The 19,527-nt window shown below is 72.5% G+C and carries 22 protein-coding genes; 12 read left to right on the top strand and 10 right to left on the bottom strand.

What is annotated here, in order from left to right; translation table 11 throughout:
* Positions 1-15 precede the first annotated feature (15 nt).
* From F0U47_RS17175 to F0U47_RS17165, 3 genes are read left to right on the top strand one after another with little or no spacing between them, the layout of a single operon-like run.
* Positions 16-900, top strand: a complete 885-nt coding sequence (locus tag F0U47_RS17175; RefSeq protein ID WP_223162812.1) for an ABC transporter permease — start codon at positions 16-18, stop codon at positions 898-900.
* Positions 897-1,733, top strand: a complete 837-nt coding sequence (locus F0U47_RS17170) for an ABC transporter permease (RefSeq protein ID WP_149751681.1) — start codon at positions 897-899, stop codon at positions 1,731-1,733. Before F0U47_RS17175 ends, F0U47_RS17170 begins: the two co-directional genes overlap by 4 nt.
* On the top strand, positions 1,730-3,202 hold the full coding sequence (locus tag F0U47_RS17165) for an ABC transporter ATP-binding protein (RefSeq protein WP_149751680.1): 1,473 nt from the start codon (positions 1,730-1,732) through the stop codon (positions 3,200-3,202). The genes F0U47_RS17170 and F0U47_RS17165 overlap by 4 nt, the downstream gene beginning before the upstream one ends.
* On the opposite strand, the gene F0U47_RS17160 is transcribed toward F0U47_RS17165, so the two are convergent.
* Positions 3,135-4,397 carry an oxygenase MpaB family protein gene (locus F0U47_RS17160; RefSeq protein ID WP_223162811.1) on the bottom strand — a complete coding sequence of 421 codons (1,263 nt, stop codon included), beginning with the start codon at positions 4,395-4,397 and terminating at the stop codon, positions 3,135-3,137. The genes F0U47_RS17165 and F0U47_RS17160 overlap by 68 nt on opposite strands.
* 52 nt (positions 4,398-4,449) lie before the next feature.
* Between F0U47_RS17160 and F0U47_RS17155 the strand changes: the two genes are divergently transcribed.
* Positions 4,450-5,040 carry a TetR/AcrR family transcriptional regulator gene (locus tag F0U47_RS17155; protein WP_223162810.1) on the top strand — a complete coding sequence of 197 codons (591 nt, stop codon included), beginning with the start codon at positions 4,450-4,452 and terminating at the stop codon, positions 5,038-5,040.
* Here the strand turns inward: F0U47_RS17155 and F0U47_RS17150 are convergent.
* The 3 genes from F0U47_RS17150 to mca are packed head-to-tail and all read right to left on the bottom strand — an operon-like array spanning position 5,025 to position 6,809.
* Positions 5,025-5,666, bottom strand: coding sequence for a LysE family translocator (locus F0U47_RS17150; protein WP_149751679.1), 642 nt, complete (start codon positions 5,664-5,666; stop codon positions 5,025-5,027). The genes F0U47_RS17155 and F0U47_RS17150 overlap by 16 nt on opposite strands.
* A complete protein-coding gene (locus F0U47_RS17145; protein WP_149751678.1) occupies positions 5,666-5,881 on the bottom strand; it encodes a hypothetical protein in 216 nt (71 codons plus the stop codon). The genes F0U47_RS17150 and F0U47_RS17145 overlap by 1 nt, the downstream gene beginning before the upstream one ends.
* 4 nt (positions 5,882-5,885) lie before the next feature.
* Positions 5,886-6,809, bottom strand: a complete 924-nt coding sequence (gene mca / locus F0U47_RS17140) for a mycothiol conjugate amidase Mca (RefSeq protein ID WP_438362082.1) — start codon at positions 6,807-6,809, stop codon at positions 5,886-5,888.
* Between the two features lie 32 nt (positions 6,810-6,841).
* On the opposite strand from mca, the gene F0U47_RS17135 reads away from it, so the two are divergent.
* Both F0U47_RS17135 and greA read left to right on the top strand, forming a co-directional pair.
* Positions 6,842-7,252: a DUF4307 domain-containing protein gene (locus tag F0U47_RS17135; RefSeq protein WP_149751676.1), complete on the top strand. Its 411-nt coding sequence runs from the start codon at positions 6,842-6,844 to the stop codon at positions 7,250-7,252.
* 210 nt (positions 7,253-7,462) lie between these two features.
* Complete coding sequence (gene greA / locus F0U47_RS17130; protein WP_149751675.1) at positions 7,463-7,960, top strand: transcription elongation factor GreA; 498 nt, start codon at positions 7,463-7,465, stop codon at positions 7,958-7,960.
* A gap of 25 nt (positions 7,961-7,985) precedes the next feature.
* Here the strand turns inward: greA and ilvA are convergent, their stop codons facing one another.
* The 5 genes from ilvA to F0U47_RS17105 are packed head-to-tail and all read right to left on the bottom strand — an operon-like array spanning position 7,986 to position 13,635.
* Positions 7,986-9,200, bottom strand: coding sequence for a threonine ammonia-lyase (ilvA, locus tag F0U47_RS17125; protein ID WP_149751674.1), 1,215 nt, complete (start codon positions 9,198-9,200; stop codon positions 7,986-7,988).
* The gene (locus tag F0U47_RS17120; RefSeq protein WP_246159675.1) at positions 9,193-10,530 is read right to left on the bottom strand and encodes an AI-2E family transporter; all 1,338 of its coding nucleotides are present in this window, start codon (positions 10,528-10,530) and stop codon (positions 9,193-9,195) included. Before F0U47_RS17120 ends, ilvA begins: the two co-directional genes overlap by 8 nt.
* Positions 10,527-11,888, bottom strand: a complete 1,362-nt coding sequence (locus tag F0U47_RS17115; RefSeq protein ID WP_149751673.1) for a glutamate mutase L — start codon at positions 11,886-11,888, stop codon at positions 10,527-10,529. Before F0U47_RS17115 ends, F0U47_RS17120 begins: the two co-directional genes overlap by 4 nt.
* Before the next feature lie 31 nt (positions 11,889-11,919).
* Positions 11,920-13,080 (bottom strand): cystathionine gamma-synthase, encoded by a 1,161-nt coding sequence (locus F0U47_RS17110; RefSeq protein WP_149751672.1) that lies wholly within the window; start codon positions 13,078-13,080, stop codon positions 11,920-11,922.
* A gap of 45 nt (positions 13,081-13,125) precedes the next feature.
* Positions 13,126-13,635, bottom strand: a complete 510-nt coding sequence (locus F0U47_RS17105; RefSeq protein WP_149751671.1) for a hypothetical protein — start codon at positions 13,633-13,635, stop codon at positions 13,126-13,128.
* Between the two features lie 95 nt (positions 13,636-13,730).
* Here F0U47_RS17105 and F0U47_RS17100 point away from each other — a divergent pair, with 95 nt between their 5' ends.
* The 6 genes from F0U47_RS17100 (at position 13,731) to F0U47_RS17075 (ending at position 18,976) form a co-directional block, all read left to right on the top strand.
* Entirely contained in the window at positions 13,731-14,669 is a 939-nt protein-coding gene (locus tag F0U47_RS17100) for a DUF5995 family protein (protein ID WP_149751670.1), read from the top strand.
* A gap of 50 nt (positions 14,670-14,719) precedes the next feature.
* The gene (msrA, locus tag F0U47_RS17095) at positions 14,720-15,367 is read left to right on the top strand and encodes a peptide-methionine (S)-S-oxide reductase MsrA (RefSeq protein ID WP_149751669.1); all 648 of its coding nucleotides are present in this window, start codon (positions 14,720-14,722) and stop codon (positions 15,365-15,367) included.
* A 48-nt stretch (positions 15,368-15,415) separates the two neighbouring features.
* Entirely contained in the window at positions 15,416-16,387 is a 972-nt protein-coding gene (locus F0U47_RS17090; protein WP_149751668.1) for a YihY/virulence factor BrkB family protein, read from the top strand.
* 72 nt (positions 16,388-16,459) lie between these two features.
* Entirely contained in the window at positions 16,460-17,191 is a 732-nt protein-coding gene (locus F0U47_RS17085) for a hypothetical protein (RefSeq protein WP_149751667.1), read from the top strand.
* A 70-nt stretch (positions 17,192-17,261) separates the two neighbouring features.
* Positions 17,262-17,489, top strand: coding sequence for a YiaA/YiaB family inner membrane protein (locus F0U47_RS17080; protein WP_149751666.1), 228 nt, complete (start codon positions 17,262-17,264; stop codon positions 17,487-17,489).
* Positions 17,490-17,626: 137 nt separating this feature from the next.
* Positions 17,627-18,976 (top strand): ABC1 kinase family protein, encoded by a 1,350-nt coding sequence (locus F0U47_RS17075; protein WP_149751665.1) that lies wholly within the window; start codon positions 17,627-17,629, stop codon positions 18,974-18,976.
* Here the strand turns inward: F0U47_RS17075 and F0U47_RS17070 are convergent, their stop codons facing one another.
* Entirely contained in the window at positions 18,977-19,513 is a 537-nt protein-coding gene (locus F0U47_RS17070) for a DinB family protein (RefSeq protein ID WP_188111395.1), read from the bottom strand. It lies immediately after the preceding gene.
* Positions 19,514-19,527 lie beyond the last annotated feature (14 nt).

Genomic DNA, 19,527 nt, shown 5'->3' with positions numbered 1-19,527 from the left:
GTCTTCGTCTCCGGCTTGTGCTTCATCGTGGTCCAGCGCCTGCCCGGCGACGTCGCCTACCGCATCGCCGCCGGCCGCTACGGCTACGACCTGGTCGACGCGGACGCGGCGGCCGGCGTCCGCGAGGAGCTCGGTCTCGACCGACCTGCCTGGCAGCAGCTCCTGGGCTGGCTCGGCGACCTGGGACGGCTCGACCTCGGCCGGTCGCTGGTGACCCACCAGCCGGTCCTCTCCGAGGTGGGCTACTTCCTCATTGGAACCCTTCAGCTCGCTGCGGTCGCGCTGCTCCTCGCGGTCGTGATCGGCTGCCCGCTCGGCACCGCCGCGGCCCTGCGACCGGGCGGCGTCGTGGACCGGCTCACCGATCTCTGGGTGGCCCTGGTGCGGGCGCTGCCGGCGTTCCTCCTCGGGCTCATCCTGATCGTGGTGCTGTCGGTCCACCTGAGGCTCCTGCCGTCGGCGGGACACGGCGGGTCCACCACCATCGTGCTGCCGGCACTGACCCTCGCCCTCGGACTGTCCGGACTCATCGCCCGGGTGGCCCGGGACGCCGTCGTGGAGACCCGGCAGTCGGACCACGTGCGCTTCGCCCACACCAAGGGGCTCACCGATCGGCTGGTCCTGCTGCGCCACGTAGCGCGGAACGCGGCTGCGGTGCTCGTCCCCTACCTCGGAGTGCAGGCGGTGGTGCTGGTCGAGGGCGTGGTCGTGGTGGAGGCCCTCTTCTCGTGGCAGGGGCTCGGCCATGCCCTGGTGCACGCGGTGTTCTGGCGCGACATCCCGGTCCTCCAGGCCACCGCGCTGGTGCTCGCACTGCTCGTCGTCGCCGTCAACACCCTGGTCGACCTCACGGTGCTGTGGCTCGACCCCCGACCGCGGCGACAGGAGGCGATGTCATGACCACGCTCTCCGAGCCGATGCGCGCGACCGCGCGGCCTGCCCGCCGATCGCGCGCGTCGGTGCTCACCCGCCGCGTCAGCACCGTCCTCCTGGGCGGCCTCGTGCTCTTCGCCGTCGTGGGACCGCTGCTGCTCGCCGACCCGGCCGCGCAGACGCTCGACCGCTACCTCGAGGCGCCCAGCCTCGCCGAGCCGCTCGGCCGCGACGAGTACGGTCGAAGTGTCCTCTCCCGGCTCGCGCACGCCACCCGCCTCTCGCTCGTGCTCGCCACGCTCTGCGTCGCCACCGCGCTTGTCGTGGGCACCGCCGCGGGGATCCTCGCCGCCTGGCGCGGCACCTGGGTCGACACCATCCTCCGGTCGGTGTCCGAGGTGTTCGTGGCGATGCCCGCCCTCCTCGTCGTGCTCCTGGTCGCGGCGACGGCCGACGGCGGTGTCTGGGCGCTGTACGTCGGCATCGCGCTGGCGCAGTGGGTGGAGTACTTCCGGGTGGTGCGGGCGCGCGCCGCCGTCGTCCTCGCCTCCCCCGCCGTGGAGGCCGCTCGGCTCCTCGACCTGGGCTGGCGGCACGTCGTACGCCGCCATCTGTGGCCCGACCTCCGGCCGCTGCTGACCACGCTCGCGTCGCTCGGGATGGTCACCTCGATCCTGGCCATGTCGACCCTCGGCTTCGTCAAGGTCGGGCTCGAGCCGCCCCGCGCCGAGCTCGGCCTGATGGTGACCGAGTCCTTCCCCTACTACGACGTGGCGCCCTGGCTGTCGCTCGCACCGGTCACCGTGCTGTTCCTCCTGACCGTCTGCTTCCTCGGCCTGCGCCGGACGGAGACCGCATGAGCGAGATCGCACTGACCATCGACCGCGCCCGGGTCCGCCACCACGGCAACCTGCTCGTCGACGTCGCCGACGTCGACGTCGCACCCGGGCGGCCGCTGACGATCATCGGCGAGAGCGGCTCGGGCAAGTCCCTGCTCGCCCACGCGGCCATGGGCACCGTGCCGGCCGACCTCGAGGTCACCGGCGCGCTCCGGCTCGGCGCGCGCAGCTTCGACCTCAGCGACCTCCGGGGTCGTCGGAGCCTCTGGGGCCGCGAGCTCGCCCTCCTCCCGCAGGAGCCTGCCGCGGCACTGGACCCGACGATGCGCGTGCGCAGCCAGGTCGCCGAGGGCGTGCCGGGGTTCCGGTGGCGGGACCGGGGCGCCGGCGCACGCGCCGACGCCGCTCTCGGGCGGCTGGGTCTCTCCGGGGCGGGTCGCGCGTTCCCCCACCAGCTGTCCGGCGGCATGGCGCAGCGGGTGGCGTTCGCCGCGACCACCATCGGCGGCGCACGCGTGCTGATCGTGGACGAGCCCACGAAGGGTCTCGACCCGGTCGCGCTCGACCAGCTCGCCGACCTGCTCCTCGAGCACTGCGCCGACGGCGGCGCGCTGCTCACCATCACCCACGACCTGCGCCTGGCCCGTCGGCTCGGCGGCGACGTGCTCGTGATGCGCGAGGCGACCATCGTCGAGCGCGGCGCCGTCGCCGACGTGCTGGGCGCGCCGACGCACGACTACACCCGGCGGCTGGTCGCCGCCGAGCCGAGCCGCTGGCAGCTGCCGTGGATGCGGGCCTCGACGCCGGAGCCGGCAGGGCCACCGCTGGTGACGGCAACCGGTCTGGCCAAGGCGTACGGCGACCAGCCCCTTTTCGAGGATCTCTCGCTGACCATCCGGGCCGGTGAGCGATGGGCGGTCAGCGGTCCCAGCGGGGTCGGCAAGACGACCCTGGGCAACGTGCTCGTGGGGCTGGTCCGCCCCGACCGCGGCCTCGTCGACCACGCCCCGGCCCTCCGGGACGGCCGGATCCAGAAGCTCTACCAGGACCCGGCCTCGTCGTTCCCGCCCCGGGTGAGCCTGGGCACCGCACTTGCGGACGTCCTCGGGCGGCACCACGTCCCGCCCGAGCGGCTGCGCTCACTCCTCGCTGCCGTCGGCCTGACCGAGGACCTCCTCGAGCGCCGCCCCGGCCAGGTCTCGGGGGGCGAGCTCCAGCGGCTGGCCATCATCCGCGCGATGCTGCCGGGGCCGGCGCTCGTGGTCGCAGACGAGGCGACGTCGCGACTGGACCTGGTCACGCAGGAGACCACGACCGACTGCCTGATGACCGGGCTCGCCGACCGGGACTGCGCCTTGCTCTGGGTCACGCACGACCGGGACCTCGCCGACGCGGTCGCCGACCAGCTGCTCGACCTCGGCCTCAGGGGCGCAGCTCCCCGACCGCCTGCTCCTCGTCGACGAAGTAGCTGTCCAGCAGGCGCTGGCTGACCCGGTCGCCCCACGTCAGGAGCCGGCGACGGCCCCACGCGGTCCGTCCGACCACCCGGTAGCGCAGCGTGTTGAGCACCCAGAGGTAGGCGTGCGCCCACGGCGGCCGCAGCGGCAGCCCGAGGTCGCGCATGCTGCCCGGGCCGAGGAACGTCGTGAGCATGCTGAGCAGGCGCTCGCGCTCGTACGTCGCCCGCAGGACCTGGAGCGGCCGCGGCCAGCCCGGGTAGCGGCGCTGCCGCTGCGCCGCGACGATCGCCTGCGCCAGCCGGGGGCCGGCCTCAGAGACGTCGGCCTGGGCGAGCAGCACGTGGTAGGCCTGCCGGTGGCGCTCCCACTCGTCGTCGACGAGGAAGTCGTCGGCGACGCCCATCAGCCAGCCGACGTACTTCCACAGGTGCATGAGCGCCCGCGACTCGCGGCGGCTCACGCGCACCCCGAGCCCACGGGAGCCGATCACGAGGATCCCGTCGAAGAGCATCAGCGTGGACGCCTGGTCGGCCTGGTTGATCGGCAGCCCCCACCGCTCGACGTCCCAGCCGGGCTCGAACGCGGCGTTGACGAGCGCGTGCATCGCCCGGACGTGGACGGTGAGCCGCCACGCCTCGCCGCCGGGCCGCCCGTCTCCCCCATGGCCGGGCGGCCGCAGCGAGCCGGGCCGGGTCAGCTCCACGACCCACTTCTGGGTCTCTCCGAGGCGGCGGCGGGTGTCGTCGCCGACCAGCCCGCCGGTGGCGACGAGCAGGTCCGAAGGGCCGCCGAAGCGGTAGCCGCCGATGAGCGAGAGCTGGGTGAGGACGTCGGCGGCGTTCTGGCCGAGTCGGCGGGCGACGAGGGCACCCTCGTCGAGCAGGTCCCAGTCCACCCAGTCCGGCACCTGCTCGACCTCGGTGAGGAACAAGACGAGCGCCGGCGGCGCATCGGGTACGGCGGCGAGCCCGCCCGCGAGCGCCGTACGGAGCTGCTCCATCGACACCCGTCCCGGCTGCCCTGCTCGCATGCGGATCGCGTCCGCGAGCGCCGCGCCGAGCTCGTCGCGCTCGCCGAACGCGCGGCCGACCCGGTCCATCAGCTCCTCGTCCACGCCCTTGACCCGGCCCATCACCCGCAGCGGGACGCCGAGCCGGACGCCACGCGCCTCGGCCTCGCGGAACCGCTGGGGAAAGGCGCCCACCGGCAGTGACTCGTCCTGCATCGCGACCATGCTCCATGGTGACGCGAGCGATCACTCGCATACAATTCGCGTCATGCGGAAGCAACCCCGGCAGGCCAGGTCGCGTCAGATGGTCGAGCGGATCGTCGCCGCCGGCCGCGAGGTGCTCGTCGAAGACGGCTACGACGCGTTCTCCACCAACCGGGTCGCGGCGGCCGCCGGGATCAGCCCCGGCTCGCTCTACCAGTACTTCCCGGACAAGTCCGCGATCCTCGACCTGGTGGTCGACCGCTACACCGAGGAGACGGCCGAGCGGGTCGCTGCCGCCATGTCCGAGCGGATCGGCGGTATCGGGATCGAGGTCGTCCGCGACATCGTCGACGCCCTGCTCACCGCCCTCGAGGCGGACCGTGCACTGCTCCGGGTCGTCGCCGAGGAGCTGCCGCTGGCGCGGAGCGGCCCCCGGCGCGCCGCGCTCGAGCGCCGGGTCGGCGAGCTGGCGGCGACGTACCTCCTCGCCCGGCCCGAGCACAGCCGTCGACCGGTGCCGTCGGTGTCGACCTGGGTGACGGTGCTGGCGATCGAGAACCTCGCCGTCCGGTGGGTCCTCGACCAGCCGGCGATCACCCGCGACCAGATCCTCGACGAGATCGTCGCGCTGGTGGCGGGCTACCTGCTCTCGTGACCGCTGAGCGCCATGCCGATGCCGAGCCCGATCATCGAGGTGCCGCCGATGGCGCCGAGCGCGCTGCCGCGGCGCGCCGACCCGGCGAACCACTCGCGGGCGCGGCCGGCGACGAGCGCCCAGACGGTGTCGCAGACGAGCCCGAGGAGCACCGCGACCGTGCCGAGCACGAACATCTGCATCGGCACCGTGCTGCGGTCCGGGTCGATGAACGGCGGCAGCAGCGCGGCGAAGAGCAGGAAGCCCTTGGGGTTGCTGACGCCGACGACGAAGCCCTGCCGCACGGCGCGCCGCCAGGTCAGCGGGCTCCGCACGGCGCCGTCCTCGACCCTCATGTCGCGGCGGTGGCGGAGCGCCTGGAGGCCGAGCCACACCAGGTAGGCCGCGCCGAGGAGCTTGATCACGGTGAAGAGCGCGATCGACTCGGCCACCACCGCGCCGAGCCCGACCGCGACCAGCGTCATGACCAGGAACAGCCCGGCCGTGTTGCCGACCACGCTGGCGAGCGCGACCCGGTGGCCGTAGGAGACGGCACGGCCGACCACGAAGACGACGCTCGGGCCGGGGATCACGATCAGGACCAGCGCAGCGACGCCGAAGCCGAGCAGCTGGTCGAGGCCCACCATCAGTCGTCCTCGGGGGCCTTCTTGTCGACGGCCGGCTGCACCGGGTCGCCGTAGACACCCTCGTCGGCGGCCCGGTCGGCCTTCTTGAGGTGCTTGTTGAGGCTCCAGCCGAGGAACGCGACCGCGAGGCACAGTGCGATGAAGATGACGAAGCCGATCGGACCGGCCACCACGTCCTCGTCCTTGGGCGCGGCGAGAATCAGATCGACAACCATGGCGTCATTGTCCCACTGCCACGTCGACGCCGGTGAACAGGTCGTCCTCCGGCAGCTCGCTGGGCACGTGGCTCTTGACCAGCTCGTAGTCCTCGGTCGGCCACACCATCTGCTGGATCTCGCGCGGGATGGCGAACCAGAAGCCGTCCGGGTCGATCTGGGTCGCGTGCGCCAGCAGGGCCTGGTCGCGCACGCCGAAGTAGTCGCCGCAGGGCACCCGGGTGGTCACCCGCTTCTCCCACTCCGGGTCGCGCTCCCACTGCTCGAGGCGCTCGGCGTACGGTGACTCCAGGCCGTGCTCGAGCATCGCCTCGTGCAGCGCCGACATCCGCTGGTAGCTCCAGGAGTGGTGGTAGTAGAGCTTGCTGATCTGCCACGGCTCGCCCAGCTCGGGGGCGTAGTCGGGGTCGCCCGCCTTGTCGAACGCGAAGACCGAGATCTCGTGGCACTTGATGTGGTCGGGGTGCGGGTAGCCGCCGTTCTCGTCGTACGTCGTCATCACGTGGGGCCGGAAGCTGCGGACCAGCCGGATCAGCGGCGCCGCCGCCTCCTCGAGCGGCACCAGCGCGAAGCAGCCCTCGGGCAGCGGCGGCTTGGGGTCGCCCTCCGGCCAGCCGGAGTCGACGAACCCGAGCCAGTCCTGGGTGACGCCGAGGATGTCGCGGGCCCGCTCCATCTCCTGGCGGCGGATCTCGTGGATGTTGTCGAGGATCCCGGGGCGGTCCATCTTCGGGTTGAGGATCGAGCCCCGCTCGCCGCCGGTGCAGGTGACGATGTGGACGTCGACCCCCTCGGCGACGTACCGCGCCGTCGTCGCGGCGCCCTTGCTCGACTCGTCGTCGGGGTGGGCGTGGACGGCCAGCAGGCGCAGACCCGGGCGCGAACCCGTCGGTCGAGCCGGTCGAGATCCGGTGGGCATGCCCGTCATCGTAGAAGCGTCGACCATGCGAGCATGAACCAGTGAGCGCGCCGAACTCTTCCCTCGCCGAGCGGTACGGCGCACCCCCGCGCTGGCGGCGGTTCGCGCTCATCGGGCTGGTCGTGGTCGTGGTCGGTGCCCTTGCTGCTGTCTGGACGTGGATCACGATCGAGCAGTCCGACCCGCCGGTGTCCTCCGAGCTGATCTCGTCGGAGATCGTCGACGACCACACCGCGACCGCGGTGATCCGGGTGCAGTGGGGCGACGAGCCGGTCGCAGCCCGCTGCACGGTCCGGGCGCTCGCGCACGACAAGGCCGTGGTCGGCCAGGCCACCTTCGAGCCGGCCGCCGACGAGGGCCCCGACCACTCGGTGGAGATCGCGACGGAGCGCCGGGCCACCGCCGTCGAGAACATCGGGTGCACCGCCGAGGACCAACCCCGTCCGCGCTGAAAATCGGCGTCTTCACCCCCGGCTTGGTAAACTGATCCTTCTGTCCGGCCTCGAGCCGGCGCCCCGGCCGGGGGAACCCCGGGGCGCCTCCCAGACCGAACGCCATCCCGTCAGCCACGGGGTCCCGCAGCAGAAGCGGGCGAGACGACCCGGACCTTTGTACGAACACGGCACGCACCGAGAAGATCCCCGCATATCCAGGAGTACCCGATGACGCAGACCGACCAGACGATCTGGCTGACCCAGGACGCCTACGACAAGCTCGTGGCGGAGCTCGAGGACCTCAAGGGTCCGCAGCGGCAGGAGATCGTCGCCCGGATCAGCGCGGCGCGGGACGAGGGCGACCTCAAGGAGAACGGCGGCTACCACGCGGCCAAGGACGAGCAGGGCCGGATCGAGGGCCGGATCCGCCAGCTCGAGGACATGCTCCGCAAGGCCGAGGTCGGCGAGACCCCGGCCGACGACGGCGTGGTCGAGCCCGGCATGGTCGTGACCTACAAGTTCGAGGGCGACGGCGACGACGAGGCCGAGACCTTCCTGCTGGGCGCCCGCGAGATCGAACCCGAGGGCCTCACGGTCTACTCCCCCCAGTCCCCGCTGGGCAGCGCGATCATCGGCCACAAGACCGGCGAGACCGTGGCCTACGAGGCGCCCAACGGGAAGAAGCTGCAGGTCGTCATCCTCGACGCCAAGCCCTACGGCGCCTGATCGCCCGAGCGGCCGCGGCTGACGCCTATCCCCGGTCGAGCACGGTGTAGCCGTGCTCGCGCAGCCGGTCGATGAGCGCCTCGGCGTGCGGCTCGCCGCGGGTCTCGAGCTGGAGGTGCACGTCGACCTCGTCGAGCAGCAGGCTCGGTGAGATCCGCTCGTGGGCGACCTCGATCACGTTGGCGCCCGCGTCGCCGATCTGGGTCAGCAGCCGGGCGAGGCCGCCCGGGACGTCGGCGAGGGTGACCTGCAGGTTGAGGTAGCGCCGGGCCGCGGCCATGCCGTGGCGGATCACCTTGCCGAGCAACAGCGGGTCGATGTTGCCGCCCGACAGGAGCACGACGACCGGGCCGGTGAAGCGGCCCGGCTCCTCGCACAGCGCCGCTGCTGCGGCGGCACCGGCCGGCTCCACGACCAGCTTCTCGCGCTCGACGAGCGCGAGCAGCGCGCGAGACAGCGCCTCCTCGGAGACGGTGAGCAGGTCGTCGACGTACTCCTGCACCAGCCGGAACGTCAGCTCGCCCGGCTGGCCCACCGCGATGCCGTCGGCCATGGTCGCCATCTGGGGCAGCCGGACCGGATGACCCTCGGCGAGGGACGGAGGGAACGCCGCGGCCCCGGCGGCCTGGACGCCGACGAGGCGGACGTCGGGACGCAGCGTCTTGACCGCGACCGCGATGCCGCCGACCAGCCCGCCTCCCCCGGTCGGCACGACGACGGTGGCGGCGTCGGGGACCTGCTCGAGGATCTCCAGGCCGAGGGTGCCCTGCCCGGCGGCGACGTCGAGGTGGTCGAAGGGGTGGATGAGCACGGCCCCCGTCTCCTCGGCGAACGCCCGTGCGGCGGCGAGGCAGTCCTCGAGCACGCCGGGCGCGAACCGGACGTCGGCGCCGTAGCCGCGCGTCGCCCGCTCCTTGGGGATCGGCGCGCCGTCGGGCATGAAGATCGTTGCCGGGATGCCGTGCTGCTGCGCGGCGAGCGCGACGCCCTGGGCGTGGTTGCCGGCTGACGCCGCGACGACGCCGCGAGCGCGCTCCTCGTCGGACAGCCGGGCGATCCGCACCGCGGCGCCGCGCACCTTGAACGACCCGGTGCGCTGGAGGTTCTCGCACTTCAGGTGCACCGGGGTGCCGGCGACACTGGACAGCCAGCGCGACTCGACCATCGGCGTCGCGACCGCGACGGCGTCGACGAGCGGACGGGCGCCCTCGATGTCGGCGAGGGTCAGGAGGTCAGGCATCGGTTCCCTCGTCGGGTGGGTGGATGACATCGGGCTCCAGCTCCTCCGCGGCCTCTTCGACCGGCATCTGCGACAGCTCAGCCAGGTGCAGCACGACGGCGTTCGCGGCCGCGGCGAGGGGTACGGCGACGAGCGCGCCCGCCACTCCCGCGACGAGGACGCCGCCCGCGATCGCGAGGATCACGCCGAGCGGGTGCAGCGACACCCAGCGGCCCAGCAGGAACGGCTGGAGGATGTGGCCCTCGAGCTGCTGCACGCCGATCACGACCGCGAGCATGAGCAGTGCGGTCAGCGGACCCTGGTCGACCAGCGCGACGAGCACCGCCACGATGCCGGCGATCGTCGCACCGATGAGCGGGACGAACGCGCCGAGGAAGACCAGCACGCCGAGCGCCAGCACGAACGGCACGTCGAGCACGGCGGCGCCGATCATCACTCCGACCGCGTCGACGGCGGCGACGATCACCGTCGCGCGCACGAACTGGACCAGCGACACCCACGCGACCCGGCCCGAGCTGTCCACCCTCTCGCGCGCCACCCGCGGGGCGATCCGGACGAGCCAGGACCAGATCCGGTCGCCGTCGGCGAGGAAGAAGTAGGTGGCGAAGAGGGTGATGAAGAACGCGGCGATGACGTGACCAACGGCCGTGCCGAGCTCGGTCACCTGCGAGAGCGCCTCACCATTCTGGGAGCGCTCGCTGATCGTCTCCTGCACGCTCTTGATCCAGTCGTTGATCTGGGAGTCACTGGCATTGACCGGTCCGTCGCGCAGCCACGCGCGGATCTCCTCCAGGCCCTGGACCGTGGAGTCGGCCAGGTCCGCGGCCCCGGTCGCGACCTGCTGGCCCGCGAAGGTGAGCAGCGCCCCGACAGCGGCGAGACCACCGATGACGACGACCAGGGCAGCGAGTCCCTTGGGGACCCTGAGCCAGGTGAGTGCGCGGACCAACGGCCAGGCAAGGGCGCTGATGAGCAGCGCGACGGCGATCGGGATGGTGACGATCGCGAAGAAGCTGACCAGCCAGAGCAGGACGTAGCCCGCGACCGCGATGATCAGCAGCCGCCATGCCCACGCGGCGGCGAGGTCGAGCCCCCAGGGCACCTGGGCCCGGTCGAACCGGGAGGGCCCGGTCGTGATCGGCGCAGGTCCGCCGCGACGCTCCTCGCGCACCATCGCCCACTGGGTCGCGAACCGCTGCAGGACGCTCTCGAGCCGCTCGAGCCGCTCGTGCTCCGAGCGCTCGTCGCCCTCCTCGGACCGGCGGAGCCGGGGGAAGCGCCGGTGCCGGTGGTCGTCCGGTTCCCCCCCGGCGGGCTCGTCCTCGGTCACGGAGCCACCCTAGAACCCTCGGTGTCGAGCGACCCTGTCAGCCGGTGCGTCAGCCGGTCGGCGAGCCGGTAGGCGACGTCGGGGTGACGGCCGGCGAGCAGCCCGACAGCCATCAGGAGGTACTCGTCGTCGACGACGATCCGCGCGCGCTCCGGCAGCTGCCACCCCTCCGGGTCGTCGGACGTCACGAGACCTCCCAGCACCCGCTGTGCCACTCCCGGCCGGCCGTGCCGCAGCACGCCGCCGCTGCCGATCAGCAACCGCACCTCGCGCAGGTCCACCCCCGTCCGCTCGACCACCCGGCCGTCCGGCGAGAGGACGACCCGCGAGCGGCCGGCGTGGCGTCGTACGGCGGTCGCGGCTGCGGCGCGGGCGATCTCCTCGTCGGCGGCGTACTCCTCCTCGGTCGTCGGGACGTACGACGCCGGCAGCCCTGCCGACTCCCGCATGCCGAGGTCCGCCTCGACGGTCCGGTTGGCCGCCGTCGGCGCCACCACCTCGTGCGCGAGCCCGTCGTCGGCGCGCTCGGCGTCGAGCGTGACCACGGAGTAGACGTCGGTCGTGGCCCCGCCGACGTCGACGACGGCGACGTCGCCGATCCCGGGCCGCTGCTCGTCGATGCCGTGGGCGAGCATCTCCACGCCCGCGAGCACGACGTCGGGGGTCGGGCCCTGCACGAGCCGCGCGAGCTCCTCGCCCCGCGCGGTGAGACCCTTGCCCGCGATCACGTGCTGCAGGAACTGCGCCCGCACGGCCGCGCGGGCGCTCTCGGGCGCGAGGACGCCGATCCGGGGCACCGCGTTGTCGGCGAGCACGTGGGGCCGGCCGGCCAGGATCGCGTCGACCTCCGGGTGTGCCTCCACATTGCCCGCGACGACCACCGGGCCTGCGAGACCGGAGGCGGCCACGGCCCGGGCGGCCGCGACCAGCGCGTCCCGGTTGCCGCCGTCGGTGCCGCCGGTGAGCAGGACCAGGTCCGGCTGAGGCGCGAGCCCGGCAAGCCTCGCAACCACCTCGTCGCGGTCGAGCCCCGCCGTCGCGACGACCCCGACCACCTTCCCACCGCTCGACAGCGCGACCCGGCGACCGGCCTCGGCGGTCACCAGCGCCTCGTGACCGACCACCGCGACGCGCAGGCCACCGCCCGCGCTCGAGCACGCCAGCACCTCGGCGACACCCGCCCGCCCGTCGGCGGCCGCGAGGTCGGACCGGCACCCGTCCACGGCGTCGAGCACGTCACCTGTGCCGAACGTCGGCCGCTGGGTGGTCGCTACGACGGTGGAGCTGGCGAGGTCGACGAGCAGGGCCTTCGTGTACGTCGAGCCGACGTCGACGCAGACGACGACGTCCTGTCTCATCGCTGCGTCATTGCGGGGGTCATCGCGGGGATCACCCGAGGGCCTGCTCGAGATCGGCGACCAGGTCGTCGACGGTCTCGATGCCCACGCTGAGGCGCACCAGGTCGGCCGGCACCTCCAGGTCGGTGCCGGCGACGCTGGCGTGGGTCATCCGGCCGGGGTGCTCGATGAGCGACTCGACGCCGCCGAGGGACTCCCCGAGCGTGAACACCTCCGCTCGCTCGCACACCTTCAGGGCGGCCTCCTCCCCGCCCGTGCACCGGAACGACACCATCCCGCCGAAGCGCTTCATCTGCCGCTGCGCGACCTCGTGGCCCGCGTGGGTCTCGAGGCCGGGGTAGATCACGTCGCCGACCTTCGGGTGGCTGGTGAGGAAGTCCGCGATCCGCTCGGCATTGTCGCAGTGCCGGTCCATCCGGACGGCCAATGTCTTGAGCCCGCGGTGGGTGAGGAACGCGTCGAACGGCCCCGGCACCGCACCCATCGCGTTCTGGTGGAAGCCGATCCGCTCGGCCAGCTCGTGGTCGCGGACGACGAGAGCGCCGCCGACGACGTCGGAGTGACCGCCGACGTACTTCGTCGTGCTGTGCACGACGACGTCGGCGCCGAGGCGCAGCGGCTGCTGGAGGTACGGCGACGCAAACGTGTTGTCGACGACGAGCAGGGCTCCGGCCTCGTGGGCGACGGCGGCGAGCGCCTCGATGTCACCGATCGAGAGCAGCGGGTTGGTGGGGGTCTCGACCCACACCACCTTCGTCTCACCGGGGCGGATCGCGGCGCGGACCGCGTCGACGTCGTCCACCGGGGCGGGGCTGTGGTTCAGCCCCCACGGCACCGCGACCTTGTCGAACAGCCGGAACGTGCCGCCGTAGGCGTCGTCGGGGATGACCGCGTGGTCCCCCGGCCGGCAGAGCGCACGCAGCAGCGTGTCCTCGGCGGCGAGCCCGGACGCGAACGCGAACCCGCGCTCCCCCTCCTCGAGCGCCGCCAGCGCTCCCTCGAGCGCGGTCCGGGTCGGGTTCGCGCTGCGGCTGTACTCGTAGCCGCCGCGGAGGCCGCCGACCCCGTCCTGCTTGTAGGTCGAGGTGGCGTAGATGGGCGGGATCACCGCTCCGGTCGTCGGGTCCGGCTCGTAGCCCGCATGGATGGCGCGGGTCTCGAAGCCACTCTTGTCGCGATGCTCTTGGCTCACCCGGCGAGCGTAGCGACCCGCCGTGGCGGACGTCCTGCCCAGGACCTACGGCTTGCGACCCGCCCAGCGTCCCGCCACGGCCGCCCCGAGGAGCAGGGCCGCGACGAGGGGGAAGAGGTAGGACGCGACGCCGAACCAGTTCGAGTGGTCCCAGACCGTCGGCAGCTCCAGCACGACCTCGTAGAACCCGATCGCGTCGGCGTACACCCAGACCGCGGGCACCACGCCCCACACCAGGCCGGCAAGGAGCGGACCGAGGCCGGACACCCGACCGCAGGCGGCAGCGGCGAGGAGGAGCAGGAGCCCGATCCCCATCACCAGGAGCTCGGGCACGTTCCCGCCGTCGTCGAGGGCGACCAGCTGGAGCGTCCGGTACCGGGTCGCGCCGATGTCGAACAGGACGATCCCGATCGGGGTCAGGACCAGCGCGACCGCCGCGCTGACGAGGTGCCGCAGCACCATGGAGCGCCGCTTCTCGTGGCGATGGTTCGCCGGAACTGTGGGCGCTGTGGGTGGCGGGGGCGGCGGGTACGAGGAGTCCGAGGTGTCGCTCATGACCCGTCAACCTAGTCCTGGGTACGACGCCACGGGGCCGGCCGCGCCGCCGTACCTCTCGTAGCCGTTGGAACCCGTTCTCGTTGGACCTTGATGTGACCTCCCTGATCCGCGCCGTCCTCGGGACCCTGCTCGCGCTCGTGCTGGCCGCTGCGTCCCTCGCACCGGCGACCGCCGCCGACCCGGAGCCCGACCCGGACCCGGTCCGCAGCGTCGTGCTGCCGCCGCTGGACACGTTCGTCGGGCTGCTGCCGCCGCTGCCCGTGCCGGGCGCGGCTTACGCCGGCGACCTCTGCCGCTCCGGGAGCATCCGATGCATCAACCGGGTGATCAAGCGGATGCGCGCGCGGCTCGACGTCCTTGCTGCGTCCTGCTCACACAGCGCGATCTTCTCCCTCGCCTACCTTCGGGTGACCCAGAACGTCCGCAACGCCGTCCGCTCCGGCTACTTCGACGACCGGAAGTGGCTCAACCGCGTGGACACGGTCTTCGCCGACCTCTACTTCGACGTCACCCGGCGCTGGGAGCGCGGCCGCCGCACGAACATCCCGGGCGCGTGGCGGATCGCGCTCCGGGCCGAGGACGAGAAGGCGGTGTCCGGGCTCGGCAACTTCATGCTCGCGATGAACGCCCACATCAACCGCGACTTCCCCTACGTCATCGCCCGGGTCGGTCTCACCGCCCCCGACGGCACCAGCCACAAGGCCGACCACAACCGCTACAACCGGCGGCTCGACTCCCTCTACGCGCCGGTGTTCGCCGAGGAGGCGGCGCGCTTCGACCCGAGGTTCGACGACATCGACGCCGGCTCGATCGACGAGACCGTCGCGGGCGTCATCATGCGCGGCTGGCGGGAGATGGTCTGGCGGCACGCGGAGCAGCTCGCGCTCGCGCGCACCCCCCTCCAGCGGAGGCTGGTGCAGCGCGAGATCGAGACGTACGCCGCGCTCCAGGCCCTGATGATCCGGCGGATGTTCGCGACGCCCGACTCGGCCGAGCGCGACGCCTGGTGCGCCGTCCACGGGCAGGGTTAAGAGTTTCCGGAGAGCGGTGTGGAGCTTGCGCCCGCGGGGAGACTGGAGGCATGTTCCTCTCCCGCCGCAAGACCGAGATGGTCGACCCTGCCGAGGCGCTCCCGGGGCGCTCCGAGCCTGCTTTCGCCCTGCCTGAGAAGCACGCCGTCCTGGACGCTCCGCTGGTCACCGACGACGTTCCCGAGGGCCTCGAGGTCGCCGAGTTCGGCCTGGGCTGCTTCTGGGGCGCGGAGGAGATCTTCTGGCAGGTGCCGGGCGTCTGGTCGACGTCGGTCGGCTACGCCGGCGGCGTCACGCCGAACCCGACGTACGAAGAAGTCTGCAGCGGCCGCACCGGCCACACCGAGGCCGTCCGCGTCGTCTTCGACCCCGACCAGGTGTCCTACGCCGACCTGGTCAAGAAGTTCTTCGAGGTGCACGACCCCACCCAGGGCATGCGCCAGGGCAACGACGTCGGCACGCAGTACCGCTCGGCGATCTACTTCCACTCCCCCGAGCAGGAGCAGACCGCCCGCGAGCTGACCAAGGTGTACGGCGACGAGATCGCCCGCCGCGGCTACGGCGAGATCACCACCGAGATCGCCCCCGCCGGCAGCTACCACTACGCCGAGGCGCACCACCAGCAGTACCTCCACAAGAACCCCTACGGCTACCGCTGCCACGCCAACACCGGGATCCCGTTTCCAGCTGTCCCCTGACCACGAGTGGGGCGGGGAGGCGAGCGCCGACTCACATAGGGTGCCGCCATGACCACGGCCCGCACCGTGCCGGTGACGACGGAGATGGACGGCGACGAGCTCGACGCCGGGGACGCCTGGCACCTCGCCCGCCGCTACGGTCTCCGAGCGGTCATGGTCGGGTCCTTCATCCGGTTCCGGTACGGCGACGGCTTCACCAACAGCCGGGCCTTGGCGCTGCAGACCTGCTTGGCGGTCGTGCCGTTCCTTCTCGCCGTGATGGGGCTCGCGGCCGACATCGACGACGACCGGCCCGCACGGGTCGTCGCGGCGACCGTCAACGCCGTCTCGCCCGCGACCGGTGACGACGACGCGCTCGTCGACGCCCTGGCCGGCGGGTCGGAGGGCACCGGCGAGATCGCGCTGGCCCTGGGGCTCCTCTTCGCCGTCCTTTCGATGACGACGGCGATGGCGCAGGTCGAGCGTGGCAGCAACCGCATCTACGGCATCCGCCGGGACAGGCCGGCGCTGCACAAGTACGGCCGGGCCGCCGTCTTCACCGCCGTGCTCGCCGTGCCCGTCGGGCTGGGGTTCCTGGTCCTGGTGGCCGGAGGAGCGTTCGGCGACGCGATGGTCGCGGAGTACGGCTGGTCCGAAAGGACGCACCGCTGGTGGCAGTGGGGCCGATGGCCACTGGGGCTGATGACGTTGGTCGTCACCATCGCGGTGCTCTTCGACCACGCCCCGCGCCGGCGGCAGCCAGCGTTGTCGTGGCTGGCACTCGGGTCCGGCCTCACCGTGGTGCTGAGCATGGCCGCGGCGGCCGGGCTGTCGGCGTACATCAACATCAGCGGCTCATTCGGCAGCACCTACGGACCGCTGGCCGGCGTCTTCGCGTTGCTCCTGTGGAGCCTGCTCTCCTCCATCTCGCTCTTCTACGGCGTTGCCGTCTGTGCGCAGCTCGAGGCACTGCGGGCCGGGGAACCCGTGCCGGCTTACGACGACCCGGGCCGTCCGGACCATCATCAGGTCCGCGAGTGATCCCGGAGTGACCTCGGCGATCTGAGTACGCCGACTCAGGCGGGGGCAGGCGCGCAGGCGCACGCTGGCGTCATGACCGCGCCGGTGTCATCACCCGCCTCCCGCTCCCGGGTCTCGGCGCGCGTGGGGTTCGGCCTCCTGGCCGCTGCTGTGGGGGTCCTGCTCCTGCACCACTTCGTGCTGGCCCGCGAGCACGTCCGGGTAAGCCGCCGCGGCAGCCACCACTACCGGACGACGTACCCGCTCGGCGAAGGCGTGGCCGACGCCGGCATCGTCTTGATGACCGTGCTCGTCGCCGGCGGACTGCTGGCCCTGGTCCTCGCGGCGTTCCTCGGGCCGGCCCCGTCCTGGTGGCGCCGACCGCCGGACGGGACGCACGGCCCCGGCACCGACGCCCTGCTCGCCTTCGCCGTGTTCGTCGCCGTCGTCTACCTGTGGTGGTCACTGCCCCACGTCACCTACGGCGACCCCCTCCGCCCCGGGACGGTGGTCGAGCTGGGCATCGCGCTTGCCTGCCTGGCCGCGGCCGTGCGGGCGTCGTCGGTCCCCCTGTCCGTCACGCTCTGGGCCGTTGCCGGCTACCTGCTGACGCTCTGGTCCGAGGACGCGCTGATCCTGCTCGGGCACGGCGCCGTCACGATCGCGCTGGGCTGCCTCCTGCTCACGATCTTCCGGGCCAGGACGGGTCAGGTCCGCGCGCTGGCGACGGCCGGGCTCGCCGTGGGCGTCGTGGCGTGGCTGTACCTCGGCTTCCTCGTCATGTTCTTGTACGCCTGCGAGTACACAGGCGGGTGCCTCAGCTAGGTCGTCGGCGCAGCTGGGTTGAGTACCAGCACTCATGCAGCCGGCCCGCCGCCGCCAGCAGGCTGGTGCCATGACCAAGACGACCTACGCCTTCTACCTCCAGTCCGCGATCTCGTTCGGCGCCGCGATGCTGTTCGTGATCGGCGGCATCTACTTCCTCCCCGTCGACGGGTGGATCCGCGCGTTCCTCTGCCTCGGCGCGCTGTTCCTCGTGAACTCGTCCTTCGCGCTGGCCAAGTGCATCCGCGACCAGCAGGAGGCCCGGTCCCACGAGATCCGGATCGACGCCTACCGCTGAGCCGACGGTTGTCGGCGGGCCGGTCTAGCGTGCGGGGCATGGCGATCGCAGTCCTCGACCCCGCCGGCCACCCGTTCTGCCTGTGCGTGGACTGAGCCCCCGCGCGTCGGGTTGCCCGCACCGGCGAGAATGACGGCATGGCCGACCTGCCCCGCACCGCAGCCGCGCGCACCGCACGACTCGCCGCCCTCCCGCTGGGCTACGCCGGGCGCACCGCCCTTGGCCTCGGCAGGCGCCTCGGCGGCGCGCCCGCCGAGGCGGTGATGAGCGACATCCAGCAGCGGACCGCCGAGCAGCTGTTCCGCACCCTGGGCGAGCTCAAGGGCGGGGCGATGAAGTTCGGCCAGGCCCTGTCGATCCTGGAGGCAGCGCTACCGGAGGAGATGGCGGCGCCGTACCGCGAGCACCTGACCCGGCTCCAGGACTCCGCGCCGCCGATGCCGACCCAGACCGTGCGCGACATCCTGTCCGCCGACCTCGGCCCCGACTGGAAGACCAAGCTGGTGTGGCTCGACGGCGGGCCGGCCGCGGCCGCGTCGATCGGGCAGGTCCACAAGGGGCGCTGGCACGACCCGGAGACGGGGCACTCGCGGGAGGTCGCGGTGAAGGTGCAGTACCCCGACGCCCGCGCCGCCATCGACTCCGACCTGAAGACGCTCGCCCGGGCGGCCCGCACCATCGCGCCGGTCATCCCGGGTGTCGACATCAAGCCGCTCATCGAGGAGCTCCAGGCGCGGGCGCGCGAGGAGCTCGACTACCCGCTGGAGGCCGAGGCGCAGCGGGTGTTCGCCGAGGCGTTCGCGGAGGACGCCGAGATCGTCGTGCCCGAGGTCGTCGCGGTCGGCCCGCGGGTCCTCGTCACCGAGTGGCTGGAGACGCCGTCGTCGCTGGCGACGATCATCACGAGCGGCACCCCCGAGGAGCGCGACCACTACGGCGAGCTCTACGTCCGGTTCCTCTTCTCGGGTCCCGCCCGCACCGGTCTGCTCCATGCCGATCCCCACCCGGGCAACTACCGGATCATCCCGAACGCCGACGGCTCCCCCGGCCGGCTCGGCGTGCTCGACTACGGCGCCGTGGCCCGGCTCCCCGAGGGCGGTCTCCCCGAGCCGCTCGGCCGGCTGGTCCGCTGGTGCGCGGCCGGCGACGGCGAGGCGGTCCTCGCCGGCCTTCGCGAGGAGGGCTTCCTCAAGGAGCGGATCAACCTCGACCCGCAGCTGCTCATGGACTACCTGTCGCCGTTCGTGGAGCCCAGCAAGCACGAGCGGTTCCGGTTCACGCGGTCCTGGATGCGGGAGCAGTTCCAGCGGCTCAACAACCCCAAGGATCCGACCTACACGGTCAGCATCAAGCTCAACCTGCCGCCGTCGTACCTCCTCATCCACCGCACCTGGCTGGGCGGCGTCGGCGTGATGAGCCAGCTCGAGGCCGAGGCGCCGTTCCGGGCGATCATGGAGGAGTTCCTGCCGGGCTTCGGGCCGGCCTGACTACTCGCCCGTCTGCCCGTCGATCGACTCCCGCAGCAGGTCGGCGTGCCCGTTGTGGCGCGCGTACTCCTCAATCATGTGGAGCAGGATCCACCGCAGGCTGAAGTGCTGGTCGCCGCTGCGGGTGGTGCGCGCCGACGGCGTTTCGATCCCGGTGGGGCGCGCGAGGGCCGCGTCGATCGCGCGGTCGGCCCGGGCGACCGCGTCGTCGAAGAGCGCCATCAGCTCCTCGGGCGTGTCGTCGGTGGCCGTGCGCCACTCCCAGTCCGGGTCCTCCTTCCAGTCCACGGTGGCGAACGGCGGCATCAGCTTCTCGCCGGCGAGCACCACCTCGAACCAGTTCGACTCGACCAGCGCGAGGTGCTTGAGAAGACCGGCCAGGGTCATCGTGCTCGACGCGGTCGTCGCCGCGAGCTGCTCCTGGGTCAGCCCGTCGACCTTCCAGCGCAGGGTGTCGCGGTGGTAGTCGAGGAAGGCCCTCAGGGTCGTGGCCTCGTCGGCCTGCAGCGGGGGGTCGGTCCGAGATGCGGCGTCCATGCGCACGGACATTA

This window comes from Nocardioides antri, assembly GCF_008373765.1.
In the GTDB taxonomy this organism is placed as follows: Bacteria; Actinomycetota; Actinomycetes; order Propionibacteriales; family Nocardioidaceae; genus Nocardioides; species Nocardioides antri.
Note: the sequence above shows the minus strand (reverse complement) of the source record. Positions and strands in the feature narration are given on the sequence as shown.

Bases quoted from the DNA above. Each gene is read 5' to 3' on its own strand.
- F0U47_RS17165 (WP_149751680.1), top strand. From the start codon at position 1,730: ATGAGCGAGATCGCACTGACCATCGACCGCGCCCGGGTCCGCCACCAC.
- F0U47_RS17150 (WP_149751679.1), bottom strand. From the start codon at position 5,666: ATGGTGGGCCTCGACCAGCTGCTCGGCTTCGGCGTCGCTGCGCTGGTC.
- ilvA (WP_149751674.1), bottom strand. From the start codon at position 9,200: ATGCCTGACCTCCTGACCCTCGCCGACATCGAGGGCGCCCGTCCGCTC.
- F0U47_RS17105 (WP_149751671.1), bottom strand. From the start codon at position 13,635: ATGAGCGACACCTCGGACTCCTCGTACCCGCCGCCCCCGCCACCCACA.
- F0U47_RS17075 (WP_149751665.1), top strand. From the start codon at position 17,627: ATGGCCGACCTGCCCCGCACCGCAGCCGCGCGCACCGCACGACTCGCC.
- mca (WP_438362082.1), bottom strand. From the start codon at position 6,809: ATGACGGGCATGCCCACCGGATCTCGACCGGCTCGACCGACGGGTTCG.
- F0U47_RS17085 (WP_149751667.1), top strand. From the start codon at position 16,460: ATGACCGCGCCGGTGTCATCACCCGCCTCCCGCTCCCGGGTCTCGGCG.
- F0U47_RS17115 (WP_149751673.1), bottom strand. From the start codon at position 11,888: ATGAGACAGGACGTCGTCGTCTGCGTCGACGTCGGCTCGACGTACACG.
- F0U47_RS17170 (WP_149751681.1), top strand. From the start codon at position 897: ATGACCACGCTCTCCGAGCCGATGCGCGCGACCGCGCGGCCTGCCCGC.
- msrA (WP_149751669.1), top strand. From the start codon at position 14,720: ATGTTCCTCTCCCGCCGCAAGACCGAGATGGTCGACCCTGCCGAGGCG.
- F0U47_RS17155 (WP_223162810.1), top strand. From the start codon at position 4,450: ATGCGGAAGCAACCCCGGCAGGCCAGGTCGCGTCAGATGGTCGAGCGG.
- greA (WP_149751675.1), top strand. From the start codon at position 7,463: ATGACGCAGACCGACCAGACGATCTGGCTGACCCAGGACGCCTACGAC.
- F0U47_RS17160 (WP_223162811.1), bottom strand. From the start codon at position 4,397: ATGCAGGACGAGTCACTGCCGGTGGGCGCCTTTCCCCAGCGGTTCCGC.
- F0U47_RS17090 (WP_149751668.1), top strand. From the start codon at position 15,416: ATGACCACGGCCCGCACCGTGCCGGTGACGACGGAGATGGACGGCGAC.
- F0U47_RS17145 (WP_149751678.1), bottom strand. From the start codon at position 5,881: ATGGTTGTCGATCTGATTCTCGCCGCGCCCAAGGACGAGGACGTGGTG.
- F0U47_RS17080 (WP_149751666.1), top strand. From the start codon at position 17,262: ATGACCAAGACGACCTACGCCTTCTACCTCCAGTCCGCGATCTCGTTC.
- F0U47_RS17070 (WP_188111395.1), bottom strand. From the start codon at position 19,513: ATGGACGCCGCATCTCGGACCGACCCCCCGCTGCAGGCCGACGAGGCC.